This is a genomic window from Streptomyces sp. NPDC051180 (assembly GCF_040689545.1).
Lineage (GTDB): Bacteria > Actinomycetota > Actinomycetes > Streptomycetales > Streptomycetaceae > Streptomyces.
The window spans coordinates 111318-132933 of the sequence record NZ_JBFBBC010000008.1 but is presented as its reverse complement, the minus strand read 5'-3'; the positions used below and the strand labels follow the sequence as shown (position 1 = coordinate 132933).

The 21616-nt window shown below is 70.2% G+C and carries 18 protein-coding genes and 2 tRNA genes; 4 read left to right on the top strand and 16 right to left on the bottom strand.

Going from position 1 to position 21616, the window contains the following annotated elements; genetic code table 11:
• Nucleotides 1–4: 4 nt before the first annotated feature.
• The 7 genes from mrdA to AB0424_RS16610 form a co-directional block, all read right to left on the bottom strand.
• Nucleotides 5–2230 (bottom strand): penicillin-binding protein 2, encoded by a 2226-nt coding sequence (gene mrdA, locus AB0424_RS16640; RefSeq protein ID WP_366305971.1) that lies wholly within the window; start codon nt 2228–2230, stop codon nt 5–7.
• Between the two features lie 19 nt (nt 2231–2249).
• Nucleotides 2250–2918, bottom strand: coding sequence for a rod shape-determining protein MreD (mreD, locus tag AB0424_RS16635; RefSeq protein ID WP_366305970.1), 669 nt, complete (start codon nt 2916–2918; stop codon nt 2250–2252).
• Nucleotides 2915–3913 (bottom strand): rod shape-determining protein MreC, encoded by a 999-nt coding sequence (mreC, locus tag AB0424_RS16630; RefSeq protein ID WP_366305968.1) that lies wholly within the window; start codon nt 3911–3913, stop codon nt 2915–2917. Before mreC ends, mreD begins: the two co-directional genes overlap by 4 nt.
• Before the next feature lie 95 nt (nt 3914–4008).
• Nucleotides 4009–5028 carry a rod shape-determining protein gene (locus AB0424_RS16625; protein ID WP_125753625.1) on the bottom strand — a complete coding sequence of 340 codons (1020 nt, stop codon included), beginning with the start codon at nt 5026–5028 and terminating at the stop codon, nt 4009–4011.
• Between the two features lie 231 nt (nt 5029–5259).
• Nucleotides 5260–5673 (bottom strand): nucleoside-diphosphate kinase, encoded by a 414-nt coding sequence (gene ndk / locus AB0424_RS16620; protein WP_121830245.1) that lies wholly within the window; start codon nt 5671–5673, stop codon nt 5260–5262.
• A gap of 66 nt (nt 5674–5739) precedes the next feature.
• Nucleotides 5740–6105: a DUF4233 domain-containing protein gene (locus AB0424_RS16615; RefSeq protein WP_366305966.1), complete on the bottom strand. Its 366-nt coding sequence runs from the start codon at nt 6103–6105 to the stop codon at nt 5740–5742.
• Between the two features lie 5 nt (nt 6106–6110).
• Nucleotides 6111–7646, bottom strand: a complete 1536-nt coding sequence (locus AB0424_RS16610) for a folylpolyglutamate synthase/dihydrofolate synthase family protein (protein WP_366305964.1) — start codon at nt 7644–7646, stop codon at nt 6111–6113.
• Nucleotides 7647–7711: 65 nt separating this feature from the next.
• Between AB0424_RS16610 and AB0424_RS16605 the strand changes: the two genes are divergently transcribed.
• Entirely contained in the window at nt 7712–8734 is a 1023-nt protein-coding gene (locus tag AB0424_RS16605) for a rod shape-determining protein (protein ID WP_366305963.1), read from the top strand.
• Nucleotides 8735–8763: 29 nt separating this feature from the next.
• Here the strand turns inward: AB0424_RS16605 and AB0424_RS16600 are convergent, their stop codons facing one another.
• Entirely contained in the window at nt 8764–9903 is a 1140-nt protein-coding gene (locus AB0424_RS16600) for an ATP-binding protein (RefSeq protein WP_366305961.1), read from the bottom strand.
• Nucleotides 9904–10057: 154 nt separating this feature from the next.
• The gene (locus AB0424_RS16595) at nt 10058–12679 is read right to left on the bottom strand and encodes a valine--tRNA ligase (protein WP_366305959.1); all 2622 of its coding nucleotides are present in this window, start codon (nt 12677–12679) and stop codon (nt 10058–10060) included.
• A gap of 138 nt (nt 12680–12817) precedes the next feature.
• On the opposite strand from AB0424_RS16595, the gene AB0424_RS16590 reads away from it, so the two are divergent.
• The gene (locus AB0424_RS16590) at nt 12818–13771 is read left to right on the top strand and encodes a hypothetical protein (RefSeq protein ID WP_366305957.1); all 954 of its coding nucleotides are present in this window, start codon (nt 12818–12820) and stop codon (nt 13769–13771) included.
• Nucleotides 13772–13838: 67 nt separating this feature from the next.
• On the opposite strand, the gene clpX is transcribed toward AB0424_RS16590, so the two are convergent.
• The 5 genes from clpX to AB0424_RS16565 form a co-directional block, all read right to left on the bottom strand.
• Complete coding sequence (gene clpX, locus AB0424_RS16585) at nt 13839–15122, bottom strand: ATP-dependent Clp protease ATP-binding subunit ClpX (protein ID WP_015033605.1); 1284 nt, start codon at nt 15120–15122, stop codon at nt 13839–13841.
• Nucleotides 15123–15278: 156 nt separating this feature from the next.
• The gene (locus AB0424_RS16580; RefSeq protein WP_366305954.1) at nt 15279–15941 is read right to left on the bottom strand and encodes an ATP-dependent Clp protease proteolytic subunit; all 663 of its coding nucleotides are present in this window, start codon (nt 15939–15941) and stop codon (nt 15279–15281) included.
• 65 nt (nt 15942–16006) lie between these two features.
• Nucleotides 16007–16624 (bottom strand): ATP-dependent Clp protease proteolytic subunit, encoded by a 618-nt coding sequence (locus AB0424_RS16575; protein WP_366305952.1) that lies wholly within the window; start codon nt 16622–16624, stop codon nt 16007–16009.
• A 238-nt stretch (nt 16625–16862) separates the two neighbouring features.
• Entirely contained in the window at nt 16863–18248 is a 1386-nt protein-coding gene (gene tig / locus AB0424_RS16570) for a trigger factor (RefSeq protein ID WP_366305950.1), read from the bottom strand.
• Nucleotides 18249–18419: 171 nt separating this feature from the next.
• Nucleotides 18420–18496, bottom strand: a tRNA-Pro gene (locus AB0424_RS16565).
• Nucleotides 18497–18627: 131 nt separating this feature from the next.
• Here AB0424_RS16565 and AB0424_RS16560 point away from each other — a divergent pair.
• Nucleotides 18628–18698: transfer RNA gene (locus AB0424_RS16560), tRNA-Gly, on the top strand.
• 124 nt (nt 18699–18822) lie between these two features.
• Here the strand turns inward: AB0424_RS16560 and AB0424_RS16555 are convergent.
• On the bottom strand, nt 18823–19017 hold the full coding sequence (locus AB0424_RS16555) for a hypothetical protein (protein ID WP_056558898.1): 195 nt from the start codon (nt 19015–19017) through the stop codon (nt 18823–18825).
• 301 nt (nt 19018–19318) lie between these two features.
• On the opposite strand from AB0424_RS16555, the gene AB0424_RS16550 reads away from it, so the two are divergent.
• On the top strand, nt 19319–20461 hold the full coding sequence (locus AB0424_RS16550) for an acyltransferase family protein (RefSeq protein ID WP_366305948.1): 1143 nt from the start codon (nt 19319–19321) through the stop codon (nt 20459–20461).
• Here AB0424_RS16550 and AB0424_RS16545 read toward each other — a convergent pair.
• A complete protein-coding gene (locus tag AB0424_RS16545) occupies nt 20418–21563 on the bottom strand; it encodes a PP2C family protein-serine/threonine phosphatase (RefSeq protein WP_366305945.1) in 1146 nt (381 codons plus the stop codon). The genes AB0424_RS16550 and AB0424_RS16545 overlap by 44 nt on opposite strands.
• Nucleotides 21564–21616 lie beyond the last annotated feature (53 nt).

Genomic DNA, 21616 nt, shown 5'->3' with positions numbered 1-21616 from the left:
GGGCTCAGTCCCTCGTCCGGCCGGCGGGCGGGCCCGCGAGTGCCTGGTCGTCGTCGTCCGGCTTGCCGGCCGGGGTGGCGCCGTCCTGCTTCGCGGGCGCGTCGGGGTCGACCTTCTGGGCCTCGGGGTCGTACGCCCCGATCTTCGGGGCGTCGATGGAGCCGTCGGCCTCGATCTTCGGCAGGGTCTTCTGCGGCTGCGGCAGCAGGGCCCTCTTGAGGTCCTGGTTGCCGGCGTCGTCGAGTCCGTAGAGCGCGTCGTAGATGTTGCGCACGGCGGGGCCGGAGGCGCCGGAGCCGGTACCACCCTGGGAGATCGTCATGACGATCGCGTATTCCTTGGTGTACGTGGCGAACCACGAGGTCGTCTGCTTGCCGTAGACCTCGGCCGTACCCGTCTTGGCGTGCATCGGGATCTTGTCCTGCGGCCAGCCGCCGAAGCGCCAGGCGGCGGTACCGCGGGTGGCGACACCCGCGAGCGCCTCCTCTATCAACGCCTGCGTCTTGGTGTCCATGGGCAGCTTGCCGTGGGACTTGGGCTTGATCTCGGTGACCTTCTTGCCGTCGGGGCTGACGACGGCCTTGCCGACGGTCGGGTTCCAGAGGGTGCCGCCGTTGGCGATGGCGGCGTAGATGGTGGCCATCTGGATGGGGGTGACGAGGGTGTCGCCCTGCCCGATGGAGTAGTTGACGGAGTCACCGGCGCGCATGAGGTTGCCTTCGAGGCAGTTCTCGTAGGAGAGCTGCTGCACGTAGGTTCCGCCGCGCTTGCCGATCTTGCACCAGTAGTCCTTGTTGGCCGCCCAGAAGTCCTGCTTCCACTTCCGGTCGGGGACGCGGCCGGTGACCTCGTTGGGGAGGTCGATGCCGGTCTCGGCGCCGAGGCCGAACTGGTGGGCGGTCTTGTAGAACCAGTCCTTGGCGTCCTTCTTCGGCTTCATGCCGCCGTCGTTCAGCCACTGCTGGTGGGAGAGCGCGTAGTAGACGGTGTCGCAGGAGACCTCGAGGGCCTGGCCGAGGGTGATGGAGCCGTGGCCCTGGGACTCGAAGTTCTTGAAGACCTGCCCGCCGATGGCGTACGAGGAGGGGCAGGGGTAGCGCCCGTTGAACTCGTACCCGGCGTTGACGGCGGCGGTCGTCGGGATGACCTTGAAGATCGAGCCGGGGGCCGCCTGTCCCTGGATGGCCCGGTTGAGCAGCGGGAAGTTGGAGTCCTTGCCGGTGAGGGCCGCGTAGTCCTTGGCGGAGATGCCGCCGACCCAGGCGTTGGGGTCGTAGTCGGGCTGCGAGGCCATGGCGACGATCCGGCCGGTCTTCGTCTCCATGACGACGACGGCTCCGGCGTCGGCCTTGTAGTTCTCGCTGGTGTTCTTGTCGTACGTCTTGCGGGCCTCGACCATCGCGTTGTGCAGCTCCCACTCGGCGACCGCCTGGACGCGGGCGTCGATGGAGGTGACGACGTTGGAGCCGGGGACCGCGGGGTCGCTCTTGGCCTGGCCGATGACGCGGCCGAGGTTGTCGACCTCGTAGCGGGTCACGCCGGCCTTGCCCCGGAGCTCCTTGTCGTAGGTGCGCTCCAGGCCGGAGCGGCCGACCTGGTCGGAGCGGAGGAACGGCGAGTCGCTGTCCTTGGCCTTCTCGATCTCGGCGTCGGTGACGGGCGAGAGGTAGCCGAGGACCTGCGAGGTGCGGGACTTGCCGGGGGCCGGGTAGCGCCGGACGGCGGTGGGCTCCGCGGTGATGCCGGGGAAGTCCTCGGCACGCTCGCGGATCTGCAGGGCCTGCTGGGTGGTGGCCTCGTCGGTGACCGGGATCGGCTGGTAGGGCGAACCGTTCCAGCAGGGCTTGGGGGTCTCGGAGTCGCAGAGCCGGATCTTGTTGATGACCTCGTCGGGCTTCATGTCGAGGACGCCGGCGAGCCGGGTCAGGACGGCCTTGCCCCGGTCCTTCATCTTCATCAGCTCGGTGCGGGACGCGGAGACCACGAGCCGGGTCTCGTTGTCGGCGAGCGGGACGCCGCGGGCGTCGAGGAGCGAGCCGCGGACGGCCGGCTGGACGACCTGCTGGACGTGGTTGTTCTTCGCCTCGTCGGTGTACTCCTTGCCGTTGCGGATCTGGAGGTACCAGAGACGGCCCCCCAGGGTCAGCAGCAGCGAGAAGACGAGGATCTGGATGACGACGAGCCGGATCTGGACCCGCGGGGTCCGCCCGGTCTCGGGGATGTTGCTCATACCGCCGGTGCCCCCTCGGTCACAGTCGCTTGACTCCCTTGATGCGTCCGGCCCGTGAGGCGCGGCTCCGGGCGGCCTTCACGCGCAGGCCGCCGCGCTGGTTGCCGATCCGCAGGCCGGTGCCGGAGGAGAGCCAGCCCGACGCGACGTCGGAGCCGCTGCCCCCGCCGGCGTCGGCCAGGGGATCGTTCTCGGCCCGCCGGGCCAGGGCCATGATGAGCGGCACGGTGAACGGTGCGAGGAGCAGGTCGTACACGGCCGCGGTGAACAGCAGGAAGCCGAGGCCGACATGGCGGGCGGCGGTGTCTCCGACGAGCGCGCCGACGCCCGCGTAGAGCAGGGTGGAGCCGACGGCCGCGGCGACGACGACGGCCATCGGGCCGGTCGCCGAGGTCAGCCGGCCGTTGTCGGGGCGGGCGAGGCCGACCAGGTAGCCGATGACGCAGAGCACCAGGGCGTAGCGGCCGGCGGCGTGGTCGGCGGGCGGCGCCAGGTCGGCGAGCAGGCCCGCGGTGAAGCCGATGAGGGAGCCGCTGACCGGGCCGTAGACCAGGGCGAGGCCGACGACGGTGAGCAGGACGAGGTCGGGGACCGCGCCGGGGAGTTGCAGGCGGGCCAGGACGGAGACCTGGACGACGAGGGCGACCACGATCAGGGTCGCGGAGAGGAGGATGCGGTTGAACTTCACGGTGTCGCGTCCCCCTGGTCCTGCGGTGCCTGCTGGTTCGTGTCCGGCTTGGTGCCCTGCCGGGTGCCGTCGGCGGCCTGCTGTCCGTCCGGTGGCGGCGGTGTGACCGTGACGGTGACGGTCGGCGCCGGCTTCGGCTTCTGCGGCAGGACCATGTCGCGCGGGTCCGAGCGGGGTGCCTGGACGACGACGCCGACGATGTCGAGCTTGGTGAAGCCGACGTACGGGCGGACGTAGATGTTGCGGGTCAGGCCGCCGCCGGCCGGGTCGACGCGGACGACCTCGCCCACCGGCACGCCGGGCACGAAGGGCTTGTCGGCGCGCGAGCCGAAGGTGACGAGCCGGTCGCCGGGCTTGACCTTGGCCTTGCCGTTGAGGAGCTGGACGAGAAGCGGGCTGTCGCCCTGGCCGGTGGCGAAGCCGAGTTCGTCGGACTTCTCCATGCGGGTGCCGACGGTGAAGTCGGGGTCGTTGGCGAGGAGGACCGTGGAGGTGGAGGGGCCGACGGTGGTGACGCGGCCGACGAGTCCGGAGCCGTTGAGCACGGTCATGTCGCGCGTGATGCCGTCGCGGGCGCCCACGTCGATGGTGACGGTCCAGGAGAATCCCTGGGCCGCTCCTATGGCGATGACCTGGGCGCCCTTGATGCCGTACTGGCCGGCGCCGGCGGTCTTGAGCATGGTGTCGAGCTCGCGCAGCCGGTTGCGGTTGCGGTCGTCGCTGCCGAGCTCCGCCTTGAGTTCGGCGTTCTCCTTCTCCAGGGCGGCGATCCGGGTGTGCCGCTCCCCGGAGTCCCGGACCGCGCCTATGGCGTTGCCGATCGGATCGACGGCGGCCGCCACGCCGTTCTCGACGGGCCCGAAGACCGCCGCTGCGGCCTGCCGGGCACCGTCGACGGGTGACTCCTGGCCGCCGCGGATGTCCACCGTGATCAGTGCGAACGCGATGGCGATCAGCAGCACCAGGAGCAGCCGGCTCTCTCGTGTGTCCCTCACGTGCGGCGGCCGTGCCTTTCCTCGTGGTTCGGTTGTTCGGCTGTGCGGTCGTGCTCTTGTGGGCGGGTACGGGTGCCCGGGGCGGCGCGTGGTGCCTAGCGGCGCGGCTGGGCGTCCAGGACCTGCTGGAGGGCCTCGAACTCCTCGACGCACTTGCCGGCACCGAGCGCCACCGAGTCCAGCGGGTCCTCGGCGATGTGGATCGGCATGCCGGTCTCGCGGCGGAGCCGCTCGTCGAGGCCGCGCAGGAGGGCGCCTCCACCGGTGAGAACGATGCCGCGGTCCATGACGTCACCGGAGAGCTCGGGCGGGCACTTGTCGAGGGTGGTCTTCACCGCGTCGACGATGGCGTTGACCGGCTCCTCGATGGCCTTGCGGACCTCGGCGGCGGAGATGACGACGGTCTTGGGCAGGCCGGAGACGAGGTCGCGGCCGCGGATCTCGGTGTGCTCGTCCTTGTCGAGGTCGTAGGCGGAACCGATGGTGATCTTGATCTGCTCGGCGGTCCGCTCACCGAGGAGGAGCGAGTACTCCTTCTTGATGTGCTGGATGATCGCGTTGTCCAGCTCGTCGCCGGCGACCCGGATCGACTGTGCCGTGACGATTCCGCCGAGGGAGATGACGGCCACCTCGGTGGTGCCGCCGCCGATGTCGACGACCATGTTGCCGGTGGCCTCGTGGACGGGGAGGCCGGAACCGATGGCGGCGGCCATGGGCTCCTCGATGATGTGCACCTGGCGGGCACCGGCCTGCGTCGACGCCTCGATGACGGCGCGGCGCTCCACTCCGGTGATGCCGGAGGGCACGCAGACCACGACGCGGGGGCGGGCCAGGTAGCGACGCTTGTGGATCTTGAGGATGAAGTAGCGGAGCATCCGCTCGGTGATCTCGAAGTCGGCGATCACGCCGTCCTTGAGCGGGCGGACCGCGACGATGTTGCCGGGCGTCCGCCCGATCATCTTCTTCGCCTCGGCGCCGACCGCGAGGATGCCGCCGGTGTTGGTGTTGATCGCGACGACGGACGGCTCGTTCAGAACGATGCCTCGACCCCTGACGTACACCAGCGTGTTGGCGGTCCCGAGGTCGACAGCCATGTCACGGCCGATGAACGACATTGAGTTCCCCTTGATTTCCCATGGCTGAGAGTGGTGCGGCGATGGAGTTTTCCATCGTAGTGCCGCCCGCGTGAATAGCGCGCGGTGGCCCATCTCTGTACAGGTGACGGCAGGACGCGGCGATCCGTTCCCGGGATTGGTGTTCATATGCCTGGGGGCGGCCGAATTCCTTCGGTCGCCCCACAGAGTTGTGCCGATCGGCTGACAGGCAGTCAGCGTCGGGCCGTCGGATCAGACGAGGCCCGGGAAGAAGATCTTCAGCTCGCGGAGGGCCGACTCCTCCGAGTCCGAGGCGTGGATCAGGTTCTCGCGGACGATCGTGCCGAAGTCGCCGCGGATGGAGCCGGGCGCGGCGGCGATCGGGTCGGTCGGGCCGGCGAGCTGCCGGACGCCCTCGATAACCCGCTCGCCCTCGACGACGAGCGCGACGACGGGGCCGGAGGACATGAAGCCCATCAGCGGCTCGTAGAAGGGCTTGCCCTTGTGCTCGCCGTAGTGCTGCTCCAGCGTCTCCTGGTCCAGCTCGCGCAGTTCCAGGGCCGCCAGGGTCCAGCCGGCCTTGCGCTCGATACGGCCGATGATCTCGCCGACCAGGCCACGGCGGACGGCGTCGGGCTTGAGCAGGACGAGCGTGCGCTGGCTCACGGGGGAACTCCTTCGGAAAAGCGGTGTGCGGGACCTCCGAGGCTACAGGTCCCGCACGTGCCCCGATTACGCAGCGTCAGGCCCTGCCGAGCCCTGGGCGGCCTCCGCGGCGGCCCAGCGGGCCTTCACCTCGTCGATCCGCCGTCCGTAGTGCACCGAGGCCCACCACAGGCCGGCGAAGACCGCGCCGAGGAAGAACATGGTCGGGACGACGAAGCCGCTGAGGACCAGGCCGATCTGCAGGGCCCAGCCGAGCTGCACCCCGCCGGGCCGGGTGACCATCCCGCACAGCAGCACGGAGAAGAGCATCGCGACGCCGCAGACCCACCACACGGTGGACAGGGCGAGGCTGTCGTCCTTCATCGCGACGAGACCGGCGAAGCCGATGACGAAGAACTCGCCGATGAGCGTCGAGGAACAGAGCGTGCGCATCGGACTCAGCCCCTCCGCAGCAGCAGCCGGGCGTCGCCGACCGTGAAGATCGAACCGGTGACGAGGACGCCCGCACCGCCGTACTCGGCCTCTTCCTCCGCCAGGGTGATGGCGGCCTCGATGGCGTCGTCGAGCCGCGGCTCGACGACCACCCGGTCCTCGCCGAAGACCTCGACGGCGACCGCGGCGAGCGCGTCCACGTCGGTGGCCCGCGGGGTGGAGTTGGCCGTGATCACGACCTCCGCGAAGATCGGCTCGAACGCCTCCAGGAGGCCCCTGGCGTCCTTGTCGCCGCTCGTGGAGACCACGCCGATGAGCCGCGAGAAGCCGAACGCCTCGCTGATGCCCTCCGCCGTCGCGCGGGCGCCGTGCGGGTTGTGCGCGGCGTCCAGGATCACCGTCGGGGAGGAGCGGACGATCTCCAGGCGACCGGGCGAGGACACCTGGGCGAAGGCGCGGCGGACGGTGTCCACGTCCAGCGTCCGGGCGTGCTCGGCGCCGATCCCGAAGAACGCCTCGACCGCGGCGAGCGCCACGGCGGCGTTGTGCGCCTGGTAGGCGCCGTGCAGCGGCAGGAAGAGGTTGTCGTACTCGCCGCCCAGGCCGCGCAGGGTGAGGAGCTGGCCGCCGACCGCGACCTCGCGGGAGACGATGCCGAACTCCATGCCCTCGCGGGCCACGGTGGCGTCGGCCTCGACGGCCTTCTTCAGCAGGACCTGGGCCGCGTCGACCGGCTGCTGGGCCAGGATCACGGTCGCGTCCTGCTTGATGATCCCGGACTTCTCCCCGGCGATCTCGCCGGTCGTCCCGCCGAGCCGGTCGGTGTGGTCCAGGTCGATCGGGGTGACGACGGCGACCGAGCCGTCCAGGACGTTCGTCGCGTCCCAGGTGCCGCCCATGCCGACCTCGACGACGGCCACGTCGACCGGGGCGTCCGCGAAGGCCGCGTACGCCATCGCGGTGAGGACCTCGAAGAAGGAGAGCCGGTACTCCTCGCGGGCGTCGACCAGCTCCACGTACGGCTTGATGTCCTGGTACGTCTCGATGAACCGCTCGGCGGAGATCGGGGCGCCGTCCAGGCTGATCCGCTCGGTGATGGTCTGCACGTGCGGCGAGGTGTACCGACCGGTGCGCAGCTCGAAGGCGCCGAGCAGGGCCTCGATCATGCGGGCCGTCGACGTCTTGCCGTTGGTGCCGGTGATGTGGATCGAGGGGTACGCGCGCTGCGGCTCGCCGAGGACGTCCATCAGGGCCGCGATCCGCTTGACCGAGGGCTCCAGCTTCGTCTCGCCCCAGCGGGTGGACAGCTCCGTCTCGACCTCGCGGAGCGCCTTGTCCAGCTCCGGGTCCTCGGGACGCGCGGGCACGGGGTCGCCCTGGGGCGGGCCTCCCTGCGTGCGCAGCGTACGGCTGCCGGCCTCGATCACCGCCAGGTCGGGGTCGCGGTCTGTCTCGTTGTCGACGATGTCGTCGAACCGGTCATTCGGGTCCCTCGGCTCACTCACGGGCCCCAGTCTACGGAGCGGTGCCGACAGGACCATGGACCCACCCCTTTCGGGACTTTCGGTCCGCCGTCCGCCGGGGCCGCGGGGCAAACTTGGCGATCATGGACATAGGGATCGACCTCGGCACGGCCAACACGCTCCTGTACGCACGCGGCCAGGGCATCGTGCTCGACGAGCCGTCCGTGGTGGCGGTCCGGGAGGGCTCCAGGACCGCCCTCGCGGTGGGCACGGAGGCGAAGGAGACCATCGGCCGCACACCCGGCTCGATCACCGCGATCCGGCCCCTGCGCTCGGGTGTGATCGGCGACTACGAGGCCGCCGAGGAGATGATCCGGCACTTCGTCCGCAAGGCGGTGCCGGGGCGCCGTCGGCCCCGGACCCGGATGGTGGTCTGCGTGCCCAGCGGCGTGACCCCGGTCGAGCGGCGGGCGATCGTGCACGCCTCGCTGTCGGCGGGTGCCCGCGCGGTGCACCTGATCGAGGAGCCGATGGCGGCGGCGATCGGCGCCGGGCTGCCGGTCGCCGACGCGCGCGGCTCGATGGTGGTCGACATCGGCGGCGGGACGACGGAGGTGGCGGTGATCTCGCTCGGCGGGATCGTCACCGCCCGCTCGCTGCGGGTGGGCGGCGACCGCCTGGACGCGGCGATCACCGACCATGTGCGCAAGGAGCACTCGCTGCTCATCGGCGAGCGGACCGCCGAGGACGTCAAGGTCGCGATCGGCTCGGCGTGGCCGGTGCCCGGGGGCGAGGAGCAGGAGCGGCGGACGTTCACCGCGCGCGGCAGGGAGCGAGTCGGCGGACTCCCCCGGACGGTGGAGCTGACGGTGCCCGAGGTGCGGGCGGCGCTGGACGAACCGGTCGAGGCCGTCATCGCGGCCGTGCGGGGAACCCTGGAGGAGTGCCCGCCGGAGCTGTCCGGCGACGTGATGGAGCACGGCATCGTCCTCACCGGAGGCGGGGCGCTGCTGCCGGGGCTCGACCTCCGGATGACCTCCGCGACCGGCATCCCGGTCTTCGTCGCCGACCGGCCGCTGCACTGCGTGGCACTGGGCTCGGGACGGTGCGTGGAGGACTTCGACGGCCTCCACAGGCTGCTGGGGAAGGCGGAGACGGTCCGCTGAGCGGGGGGGGTGGAGGCCCGGGGGCTCCGTCAGCGGTCCAGGCCGGTCGGGAGCAGGGCCGTCACCACGTAGGCCCCGCGTTCCCGGCGGGCGGTGAGCGTGCCGCCCATGCTGGTGACCCGCTCCTCCATGGAGAGCAGTCCGGTGCCGGTGGAGACGGGGGCGGGGTCGGGCGGGGTCGCGGGCAGCGTGTTGCGCACCTCGATGCGCAGGTCGCGGCCCTCGACCGTGATGGAGACGGTCACGGGCAGGCCGGGCGCGTGCTTGGCGGCGTTGGTCAGGCACTCCCGGACGACGCGGTGGACGGCCGCCTGGCGGAGCGGCGACAGCGCCTTGGCCTCCTCGGCGACCGTGAGGGTGACGGTACTGCCCATCCGTCCGCTCTCCACGGCGAGCGCGGAGAGCCCTTCGAGGCCGGGGGTGGCGGCGTCCCGGTCGGCGCGGCGCACGATCGTCTCGTTGAGCATGAGGTGGGCGCGCCGGGCGGTGTCCGCGAGCTCCTCGAAGTCCTTCCGGTACGCCTCGCCCCGGGAGCGCACGGAGAGGACCTCGGCCCGGACGGCGAGGACGGTGAGCTCGCGGCCGACGAGGTCGTGGACGTCCCGGCCGACGGAGATCCGCTCCTCCTGGACGGCCTGCCGGGCGGCGGCGTCGCGGCGCTGGACCTCCAGGGCGCGGACGAGGTCCTGCCGGTAGGCGGCGATGCCGACGCCGGCCGCGAGGACTCCGATGGGGACGACCAGGCTGAGGAAGTCGCTCAGGGTGTCGCCGTGCCGGGCGGGCCAGCCGGGGGTGAGGAAGAGGGCGTACGCCACGCCGACGTAGAGCAGGGTCGCGGCGGTCGCGGCGCGGCGGCCGCGGAAGCGGCCGATCGAGTACAGCGCGAACTGGATCATCGTCAGCTCGTGCAGCCATCCCATGAGGGCGAGCGCCACGACGTACGGCACCCAGGGCAGCCGCCGGCGGAGCACGAGCGTGGCCGCGCCTGCGGCGAGGACCAGGGTCGCGGTGACGCCGGTGAGGGAGTTGTCCTCGCGGGCCAGCCCCGGGACGTCCAGGACCATCAGGCCGAAGGCGCTGAGCGCGGCCACGACGTCGAGGGCGCGGGGCGAGACGGCCCACCGGTCCACGCAACGGCGCAAGGCGGGGACGGTGGGGAGGCGGAGCATGCCCTCCATCATCCAGGGTCTTTCGTCCCGGTGCCGCGGACCTGAAGTCCCGTCCGCTGTGAGTTCGGGCACTTCGCCCCTATCGGGGCAGTCCCGGCATACGGGGAGGGGCCCGGAACCGTCGACCGGTTCCGGGCCCCTCACGCCGTGCGGATCAGCCCTGCGGCAGGTTCGCCAGCTGGTTCTGGATCCGGGCGATGTCCTCGTCCGCCTTGGCGAGGCGGGTGCGGATCTTGTCGACCACGTTGTCCGGGGCCTTCGCCAGGAACGCCTCGTTGCCGAGCTTGCCGTTCGCCTGGGCCTTCTCCTTCTCGGCGGCGGCGAGGTCCTTCGCGAGGCGCTTGCGCTCCGCGGCGACGTCGATCGTGCCCGACAGGTCGAGCGCGACGGTCGCGCCGCCGATCGGCAGGGAGGCGGTGGCGGAGAAGCCCTCGCCCTCCGGCTGGAGGCGCAGCAGCTGACGGATCGCGGCCTCGTGCGCGGCGAGCGCGGTGTCGCCGAGCTCCAGACGGGCCGGGACCTTCTGGCCGGGCTGGAGGCCCTGGTCGGCGCGGAAGCGGCGGACCTCGGTGACGACCTGCTGGAGGTTCTCGATCTCCGCCTCGGCGGCCTGGTCCCGGAAGCCCGAGTCCTTCGGCCAGTCGGCGATGACGAGGGACTCGCGCCCGGTCAGCGTGGTCCACAGGGTCTCGGTGACGAACGGGACGATCGGGTGCAGCAGCCGCAGCATGACGTCCAGGACCTCGCCGAGGACCCGGCCGGAGACCTTGGCCTGCTCCCCGCCGGCGAAGAACGTCGTCTTCGACAGCTCGACGTACCAGTCGAAGACCTCGTCCCACGCGAAGTGGTAGAGCGCGTCGCTGAGCTTCGCGAACTGGTAGTCCTCGTAGTACGCGTCGACCTGGGCGACCGTCGCGTTGAGGCGGGAGAGGATCCAGCGGTCGGTGGCCGACAGCTGCTCGACCGGGGGCAGTTCGCCCTCGATGGTCGCGCCGTTCATGAGCGCGAAGCGGGTCGCGTTCCAGATCTTGTTGGCGAAGTTGCGGGACGCCTTGACCCAGTCCTCGCCGATCGGGACGTCGACGCCCGGGTTGGCGCCGTTGGCCAGGGTGAAGCGGACGGCGTCGGAGCCGTACTCGTCCATCCAGTCCAGCGGGTTGACCACGTTGCCGAAGGACTTCGACATCTTCTTGCCGTTCTGGTCACGGACCATGCCGTGCAGGGCGATGGTGTGGAACGGCGGGGTGCCGTCCATCGCGTACAGACCGAACATCATCATCCGGGCGACCCAGAAGAAGAGGATGTCGTAGCCGGTGACCAGGACGGAGTTCGGGTAGAACTTCGCGAGGCTGTCGGTCCGCTCGGGCCAGCCGAGGGTGGAGAAGGGCCACAGGCCGGAGGAGAACCAGGTGTCCAGGACGTCCGTGTCCTGGTGCCAGCCCTCGCCCGTCGGCGGCTGCTCGTCCGGTCCGACGCAGACGACCTCGCCGTTCGGGCCGTACCAGACGGGGATGCGGTGGCCCCACCACAGCTGGCGCGAGATGCACCAGTCGTGCAGGTTGTCGACCCAGTCGAAGTACCGCTTCTCCATCTCCTGCGGGTGGATCTTGACCTTGCCGTCGCGGACCGCGTCACCGGCGGCCTGCGCGAGCGGGCCGACCTTGACCCACCACTGCATCGACAGGCGCGGCTCGATGGTGGTCTTGCAGCGCGAGCAGTGGCCGACGGAGTGGACGTACGGACGCTTCTCGGCGACGATCCGGCCCTCGGCGCGCAGCGCGGCGACGATGGCGGAACGGGCCTCGAGGCGGTCCAGGCCCTGGAAGGGGCCGTGGACGGTGATGACCGCGCGCTCGTCCATGACGGCGAGGTTCGGCAGGTTGTGGCGCTGGCCGATCTCGAAGTCGTTCGGGTCGTGCGCCGGGGTCACCTTGACGGCGCCGGTGCCGAACTCGGGGTCGACGTGGGTGTCGGCGACGACCGGGATCGTGCGGTCGGTCAGCGGGAGCTTGATCTGCTTGCCGACCAGGTGCCTGTACCGCTCGTCGTCGGGGTGGACGGCGACGGCCGTGTCGCCGAGCATCGTCTCGGCGCGGGTGGTGGCGACGACCAGCGAGTCGTCCCCCTCGCCGTACCGGATGGAGACGAGCTCGCCCTCGTCGTCCTGGTACTCGACCTCGATGTCGGAGATGGCGGTCAGACAGCGCGGGCACCAGTTGATGATGCGCTCGGCGCGGTAGATCAGTTCGTCGTCGTAGAGCTTCTTGAAGATGGTCTGGACGGCCTGGGACAGGCCCTCGTCCATGGTGAAGCGCTCGCGGGACCAGGCGACGCCGTCGCCCAGGCGCTTCATCTGGCCCGAGATCTGGCCGCCGGACTCGGCCTTCCACTGCCAGACGCGCTCGACGAACGCCTCGCGGCCCAGGTCGTGGCGGGACTTGCCCTCCTTGGCGAGCTCGCGCTCGACGACGTTCTGGGTGGCGATGCCGGCGTGGTCCATGCCGGGCTGCCACAGCGTCTCGAAGCCCTGCATGCGCTTGCGGCGGGTGAGGGCGTCGATCAGCGTGTGCTCGAAGGCGTGGCCCAGGTGGAGCGAACCGGTGACGTTCGGCGGCGGGATGACGATCGTGTACGGCGGCTTGTCGCTGTTCTCGTCCGCCTCGAAGTACCCACGCTCTACCCAGCGCTCGTACAGCGGCCCCTCTACCTCGGCCGGCGCGTACTGGGTCGGCAGTTCGGTCGTGGGCGCTGTCTGCTGCTGAGTGTTCTCGGTCACGGGCCCAGTTTAGGGGTGCGGCCGTCGTGTCCTGAAACTCGATTGTTCGGTAACGGTGTGGCCCCCGCCGCACTTCCCCCTCGCCGGTTCCGCCAGGATGTTCGGTAGGCATAAACATCCTGTGAGGGGAACCTGTCGATGAGCTACAACCAGCCGGGCCCGTACGGCGGCCAGCCGCCCCAGCAGCCCGGGCCCTACGGCCAGCCTGGCCCCTACGGCCAGCAGCCGCAGCAGCCCGGCCCGTACGGCCAGCCGCAGGCTCCCCAGCCGGGTTACGGGTACCCCCAGCAGGCCCCGCAGGGCGTCCCGCCGCAGCAGCCGCCGTACGGCTACCCGCAGCAGCCCGGCCCCTACGGCCAGCAGCCGCCCTACGGCGCCCCCCAGGGCCCCGGCGGCTACGTCCCCCACCCCCCGGCCCCCAAGAAGTCCAAGGCCGGCTGGATCATCGGCGCGGTCGCGGTCGTCGCGGCCATCGGCGTCGGCGTCTACTTCGTGATCGGCGGGGGCGGCGGCGCCTCGGTCGCCGACGACGGCCCGCACAAGCTGATCACGCCCGACACGGTGCTGACCGAGTACAAGAAGGCTCCGGACAAGGGCGGTTCCTCCGAGAAGGACTCCCTGAAGAAGGCCGAGGAGCAGGGCGTCAAGAACGCCAAGGAGGTCAAGGCCAGCTACCAGGTGGAGAACAAGGCCAACCCGCTGGCGAGCAAGATGATCTCGTTCAACGGCCTCTACGGCGAGATCGACGACCCGGAGAAGGTCGTCGACCTCATCTTCGCCACCGCCAAGACCGAGGCCGAGAAGGACGCCGGCTCGGGCGAGGAGCCGCAGCTCGTCGGCAGCCCGCAGGCGTACGAGCCGGCCGACCTCGACGGCGCCGTGCTGAAGTGCCAGCAGGCCAAGACGAAGGCCGACCCGTCCAACGGCGCGCCCGCGTTCACCATCAACATGTGCGTGTGGGCCGACCACAGCACGGTGGGCTTCGTGGTCCCGGCCGACATGGCCGCCCTGATGACGGGCAAGGCCGCCTCGGCCGAGGAGGCCGCCGCGCTGACCGCCAAGCTCCGCAAGGAGGTCCGCGTCAAGTCCTGATCCAGGGCCCGCACGCGGAAGGGGCGCCCCACCGGTCGGTGGGGCGCCCCTTCGTCGTCCGTACGGCTCAGGCGGACTTCTCGTGCCTGCCGTCGTTCTTCACGATCCGCGGGACCAGCGTCGGGTTGACGTTGTTGCGGACGACGTCGGCCGTGATGACCACACGGGCCACGTCCTTGCGGGACGGGACCTCGTACATCACCGACTGGAGGACCTCCTCCATGATGGCGCGCAGGCCGCGCGCGCCGGTGCCGCGGAGGATCGCCTGGTCGGCGATGGCCTCCAGGGCCGGACGGTCGAAGTCCAGCTCCACACCGTCGAGTTCGAAGAGGCGCTGGTACTGCTTGACCAGTGCGTTGCGCGGCTCGACGAGGATCTGCAGGAGCGCCTCGCGGTCCAGGTTGTGGACCGAGGTGAGGACGGGGAGACGGCCGATGAACTCCGGGATCATCCCGAACTTCACCAGGTCCTCCGGCATGACCTCCTGGAACTGGTCGCTCGCCTCGATCTCGCGCTTGGAGCGGATGGTCGCCCCGAAGCCGATGCCCTTGGCGCCCGCCCGCGACTCGATGATCTTCTCCAGGCCGGCGAAGGCGCCGCCCACGATGAAGAGCACGTTCGTCGTGTCGATCTGGATGAACTCCTGGTGCGGGTGCTTCCGGCCGCCCTGCGGCGGCACGGAGGCGGTGGTGCCCTCCAGGATCTTCAGCAGGGCCTGCTGCACGCCCTCGCCGGAGACGTCACGCGTGATCGACGGGTTTTCGCTCTTACGGGCGACCTTGTCGATCTCGTCGATGTAGATGATCCCGGTCTCGGCCTTCTTGACGTCGTAGTCCGCGGCCTGGATCAGCTTGAGCAGGATGTTCTCGACGTCCTCGCCGACGTAGCCGGCCTCCGTCAGCGCCGTCGCGTCGGCGATGGCGAACGGGACGTTGAGCATCCGGGCCAGGGTCTGCGCCAGCAGCGTCTTCCCGGAGCCCGTGGGGCCGAGCAGCAGAATGTTGGACTTCGCCAGCTCGATGGCGTCGTCCCGGCCCTGCGCGCCGCCGTTCTCGCCGGCCTGGACGCGCTTGTAGTGGTTGTACACCGCGACCGAGAGGGCCTTCTTCGCGGGCTCCTGCCCGACGACGTACCCCTCGAGGAACTCGTAGATCTCGCGGGGCTTGGGGAGTTCCTCCCACCGCACCTCGCTGGTCTCCGCGAGTTCTTCCTCGATGATCTCGTTGCAGAGGTCGATGCACTCGTCGCAGATGTACACACCGGGTCCCGCGATGAGCTTCTTCACCTGCTTCTGGCTCTTTCCGCAGAACGAGCACTTGAGCAGATCGCCGCCATCACCGATGCGTGCCACGAGGTGCTTCCCCTTCGCCTGGGAGTGCTTGGTTCAGCGACTCCTGGTGCCTCATATTCGACGGTACCTTGCCGGGCCCCTCGTTCGGGCCCCCCTTGGCACGGTTCACATGGTCGCGATTCGGCCACGTGCACCGTGCCAGGGGAAGGTCGGGCGTCAGTGTGCCGCGGAGGCGGTGCTCTTGCGGGTCGAGACGATCTGGTCCACCAGGCCGTACGCGAGGGCGTCCTCGGCGGTCAGGATCTTGTCACGCTCGATGTCGTCGCGGATCTTCTCGATCGGCGTCGAGGAGTGCTTGGCCAGCATCTCCTCCAGCTGGCTGCGCATGCGCAGGATCTCCTTGGCCGCGATCTCCAGGTCGGAGAGCTGCTCACGGCCGGTGCCGCCGGAGGGCTGGTGGATCAGCACACGGGCGTTCGGCAGGGCCATCCGCTTGCCGGGGGTGCCGGCGGCGAGCAGCACGGCCGCGGCGGAGGCCGCCTGGCCCATGCAGACCGTCTGGATGTCGGGCTTCACGAACTGCATCGTGTCGTAGATCGCCGTCAGCGCGGTGAAGGAGCCACCGGGGCTGTTGATGTAGATCGAGATGTCGCGGTCCGGGTCCATCGACTCCAGGCACAGCAGCTGCGCCATGACGTCGTTGGCGGAGGCGTCGTCGATCTGCACGCCGAGGAAGATCACGCGCTCCTCGAAGAGCTTCGCGTACGGGTCGTACTCGCGGATGCCCTGCGAGGTGCGCTCGACGAAGCGCGGCACGACGTAGCGGTTGTCCATGGGCGCGCCGGTGTGGAGGCCGCTCGCGGAGAGGTTGTTAAGCATCGGGGTGTTCACCGTCCTGGTGGCGTTCGGCGGGGGGCTGGGGCTCGTGGGCGGGCTGCCGGGGCTCAGGCGCCCGTGCCGCCGCCGCCCGGAACACCCGCGGCGTGCGTGATGATGTCGTCGATGAGGCCGTACTCCTTGGCCTCCTCCGCGGTGAACCAGCGGTCGCGGTCGCCGTCGCGGATGATCGCCTCGACGGTCTGGCCGGAGTGCTGCGCGGTGATCTCGGCCATGCGCTTCTTCGTGCGGAGAAGGTACTCGGCCTGGATCTTGATGTCGGAGGCCGTGCCGCCGATGCCGGCGGAGCCCTGGTGCATCAGGATGTCGGTGTTCGGCAGCGCGAAGCGCTTGCCCGGGGCACCGGCGGTGAGCAGGAACTGGCCCATGGAGGCCGCCATGCCCATACCGATGGTGACGACGTCGTTCGGGATGAACTGCATGGTGTCGTAGACGGCCATGCCGGCCGTCACCGAGCCGCCGGGGCTGTTGATGTACAGGAAGATGTCCTTCTCCGGCTCGGCGGCCAGGAGGAGCATCTGGGCGGTGATCTTGTTGGCGATCTCGTCGTCGACCTGCTGGCCGAGGAAGACGATGCGCTCACCGAGGAGCCGGTTGTAGACATGGTCGCCGAGGCCGCCACCGATGGACGGCTCACCCGCGGCGTAAGGCTTCAGATTCGTCACGTATCCACCTGCTCGTCTCCGACGGCCCGGGCCGTCTCAGCGTCTCGTTCAGAGGGCACTGCCCTCGTATTCATGGACCCTAACGCGCAGGTAGGACAACGCCATCCCGGTTCCCGAACTGTTCGCTGGGAGCGCAAGGTAGTTGGGGACGTGTAACGGCTCCGCGTACGTCCACGGGCCCGTACGCACAGAGGTGCGTACGGGCCCGTGGAGCAGGGTCCGCGTGAGGCGGGGGCCCTTACTTGTCCTCGGAGACCTCGGCCTCGCCGGTGACGGCCTCGACGGCCTCGGCGGCGGTCTCGACCTCGTCCTCGTCGTCGGAGAGGTCGACGACCTCGCCGTTGGTGTCGACGACCTTGGCGGCCTCGACGACGACCGCGAGGGCCTTGCCGCGGGCGACCTCGCCGACGAGCATCGGAACCTGGCCGCCCTCGGCCACGGCCTGGGCGAACTGGTCGGGGCTCATGCCGGAGGAGGCGGCACGGCGGAACAGGTGCTCGGTGAGCTCCTCGCGGGAGACGTCGAGCTTCTCCTTGTTGACGAGCTCGTCGAGGATGAACTGCGTCTTGATGCCCTTCTCGGCCTGCTCCTGGGTCTCGGCCAGGAACTCCTCCTCGGTCTTGCCCTGGATCTCCAGGTACTTCGCGAGGTCGAGGCCCATCTGGCCGAGCTGGTGGTGCTCCAGGTTGTGCTTGCGGGTGTTGATCTCGTCCTCGAGAAGCTTCTCGGGCATCGGGACCTCGACCAGCTTGAGGAGCTCGTCGAGGACGCGCTCCTGGGCCTGGGTGGCCTGGTCGAACTGCTTCATGTTCTCGAGGCGCTTGCGGCTGTCGGCCTTGAGCTCGTCGAGGGTGTCGAACTCCGACGCCAGCTGGGCGAACTCGTCGTCCAGCTCGGGGAGCTCGCGGGCGGCGACGGTGGTGACCTTGACGGTGACCTCCGCGTCCTTGCCCTCGGCGGAGCCGCCCTTCAGCTGCGAGGTGAAGGTGGCCTCGCCACCGGCCTCCAGGCCCTTGACGGCCTCGTCGATGCCGTCGAGGAGCTCGCCGGAACCGATGGTGTACGAGACACCGTCGGCGACACCGTCGGGCAGCACCTCGCCGTCGACCTTGGCCTCGAGGTCGATCGTGACGACGTCGCCGTCCTGGGCGGCGCGCTCGACCGGGGAGGTCGAGGCGAAGCGCTCGCGGAGCTGCTCCACGGACTTCTCGACGTCCTCGTCGGTGACCTCGACCGCGTCGACGGTGACCTCGATGCCGGAGTAGTCCGGGATCTCGATCGTCGGGCGGATGTCGACCTCGGCGGTGAAGGCCAGCAGCTCGCCGTCCTTCAGCTCGGTGATGTCGACCTCGGGCTGGCCCAGCGGGTTGACCTCGGCCTCGTTGACGGCCTCGGTGTAGAACTTCGGGAGCGCGTCGTTGACGGCCTCCTCCAGCACGGCGCCGCGGCCGAACCGCTGGTCGATCACGCGAGCCGGGATCTTGCCCTTGCGGAAGCCCTTGACCGTGACCTGCTGGTTGATCTTCTTGTACGCCGCGTCGAGGCTGTCCTTGAGCTCCTCGAAGGGCACCTCGACAGTGAGCCGAACCCGGGTCGGGTTCAGGGTCTCCACGGCGCTCTTCACGGTTCGGTCTCCTTGTGGCTGATTCCTGGATTCCGCCGGGTCCGCGTGTGGCGGCTCCGGCGGCTCGGCCCGGTCAGAAAGACACACGGGCACGCAGCTTGCATAGTAACCGCAAGCGGGATGACGCCCACAACGTGATCAAGCAGGTGCGAGGTGGGCGCATGATCGTCATGGTCGGGGTGGCGGGATTTGAACCCACGGCCTTCCGCTCCCAAAGCGGACGCGCTACCAAGCTGCGCCACACCCCGTCGGTGCGACACGTAGGGTACATGGACGGAGACTGTGCGGCGCCCCCACTTTTCAGGGTGTGCGGAGAACGGCCTCGACCGGCTACCATGCTCCTCGTGCCGCGGTCCCGTGACCTGCGGCGCGACGCTGTGCGGGTGTAGCTCAATGGTAGAGCACTAGTCTTCCAAACTAGCTACGCGGGTTCGATTCCCGTCACCCGCTCTCTGAGAAGAAAACCCCAGGCCACCTGGGGTTTTCTTCGTTTTCGGGCCTGCGCGCACGCCGGCCGCGCGCACGACGGGCCCCCGCCGGTGGAGGCGGGGGCCCGTCGTCGTCTCGGAAGCCCTCAGAACTTGATGGACGCGACCGTCTGCGTTATCGAGTCCAGGAAGCGCTGGATGTCGTCGGCCATGCCGGTCGAGGCGAGGAAGAAGCCGAAGAGGACGGCGACGACCGCCGGACCGGCCTTGAGGTTCCCCCCGCGGATCAGCACCACCAGGATGATTGCCAACAGCAACACCACAGACAGTGAAATGGCCACAACTGATCACACCCTCGGTCGGTCCCACGTTGCCCACCAGGGAGCCCGTGTCCCGGAACACCCCCCGCTGCCTCCATCGTGCCACCAACCCCCTTGCCCTCGCTGCCGGGTGACGAATCGTCGACGGGGCGGAGATCGGGAAGCGAGAGGATTGCCACACTGGTACAACCAAGGGGCGATTGCACCGTTCCAGGGCTTATGACCCCCACGTCGCCGCCCCGCTTGACGGTGGTTCGACAGCGGACGGGCGCTATGTCCCCCACCCTAGGGGGACGGTGGGCTCGCGGCTAGCGTCACCGCAATGTCGTCCCTCACCCAGCAAGGCGCCGACGCCCCGCCGAGGCGGATCGGTTCGTCCCCGGCCGCGGTCCCCGCGGCCACCACGACCCCCGTGGCGCCGGAGCGCCCCGGAGCCGGGCGCCGGCGGGACCCGTATCTCGACAACGCGAAGTACCTCGCCATCCTGCTCGTGGCCGTCGGGCACGTGCTGCCCGTGGTGGTCGAGGGCAGTCGGGCCACCAGGGCCCTGTACATGCTGGTGTACGCCTTCCACATGCCGACGTTCGTGCTGATCTCCGGCCACCTCTCGCGGAGTTACGTCGGGCGGCCCGACCAGCTGCGGCGGCTGCTGACCGGGGTCGCCCTGCCGTACCTCGTCTTCGAGGTCGCGTACACGCTGCTGATCCGGTGGGGGGCGCAGCCCGAGCGGCCGTACAGCCTGCTCCACCCCTCGTATCTGATGTGGTTCCTGATCGCGCTGTTCGTCTGGCGCACGACCGCCCCGTTCTGGTCGGTCGTGCGGTGGCCGGTGGCGCTGTCGCTCGCGATCGCCGCGGCGGCGGCGGTGACGCCCGACCTGGACGGGGTCGTGGGCATGCAACGGGTGCTGCAGTTCCTGCCGTTCTTCGTGATCGGGCTGCGCATGCGTCCGGAGCACTTCCGGTTACTGCGCCGGCGATCGGTGCGCGCGGTGGCGGTCCTCGTCCTGGCCGGCGCGCTGCCGTTCACCTACTGGGCCACGGCCAGCATCTACATCACCTGGTTCTACCGGACCGTGAGCGCCCAGGAGATGGGGGTGGCGTGGGGGCCGGGACTGGTGCGGGTCGGCGCCCTCTTCGTCTGCGCGACGATCCTCACGGCGGCCTTCCTCGCGCTGGTCCCGGGCCGCCGGGTCTGGTTCACGACCCTGGGTTCGGGGACCCTCTGCGGCTATCTGCTGCACGGGTTCCTCGTCCGGGGCGGGCAGTACTCGGGGTTCTTCGACCGATTTCCGTGGCTGAACACGCCCGGCGGCCGGGTGTTCCTCACCGTGGCGACGATCGCCGTGATGACGCTGCTCTGCACCCCGGTGGTGCGCAGGGTCCTGAGGCCGGTGACGGAGCCGGAGCTGCGGTGGGCGTTCAGGCCGGACGGCAGAGGAGGAGGAGGGCACGGTCGTCGTTGACGTCCTTGGCGACCGCTTCGATGAGGTGCCAGGCGACGCCCTCGAAGCCCTCGGCGACGCAGCGGTCGGCCTCGCCGGTGAGGCGGTCGATGCCCTCGGCGATGTCCCGGTCGGCGGCCTCGACGAGGCCGTCGGTGAAGAGCATGAGGACGTCGCCGGGGCGCAGGGATCCCTTGACGGGGTGGAACTCGGCGCCGTCGTAGACGCCGAGGAGCGGTCCCTCGGCGGCCTTCTCCTCCCAGCGTCCGGTGCCGGCGTGCAGCTGGAGGGCGGGGAGGTGACCGGCGGAGAAGAGCTCGTAGTCGCCGGACTCCAGGTCGAGGACGAGGTGGATGGAGGTGGCGAAGCCCTCGTCCCAGTTCTGCCGGAGCAGGTAGCCGTTGGCGGCGGGGAGGAAGCCGTGCGGCGGGAGGGAGCCGAGGAGACCGCCGAAGGCGCCGGAGAGCAGCAGGGAGCGGGAGGCCGCGTCCATGCCCTTGCCGGAGACGTCGGTGAGGACGACCTCCAGGGTCCGTCCGCCGTGGGTGCGGGCGGCGACGACGAAGTCGCCGGAGAAGGACTGGCCGCCGGCCGGGCGGAGCGCCATCTCGCGGTGCCAGCCCTGCGGGAGCCGCGGCAGGGCGCTCTGGACGCGGATGCGTTCGCGCAGGTCGAAGAGCATGGTGCCGCCGCGCCGCCAGGGCACGCCGACGCGGGCCCTGAACTGGGCGATGAGCAGCCCGAAGAGGCCGCAGGCGGCGACGACCAGGACGGTGCCCGGGGTGACCCTGGCGGGGCCCTGGGTGTAGGGGCCGAGGACGACGGACTCGACGATCAGGGCGCCGGCGGCGGTGGCGTACAGCCCGAGGAGGCTGGCGGGGCGGAGCAGCAGTCCGCCGGCCACGATCGGCAGGACGAGGGCGGCGGGGGCGCACCAGATCGGGTCGAGGACCGTGCCGAAGGCGATGACCGGGATCGTCAGGAGGAGTCCGGCGAGGGCGAGCCGGTCGGAACCGTCCCCGCGGAAGTAGTCGACACCCGTTCTGCGCAGCGCGACGCGGGCCCGGCGGGCGCGCCTGCGCATCCGGGCCGCGTACGTGTTCACTCCGGCGCGGTGTCCCATTGGCCTGGACCCTATCCACACGGTCCGACATCGCGCAGGGGTACCCCGGTGAC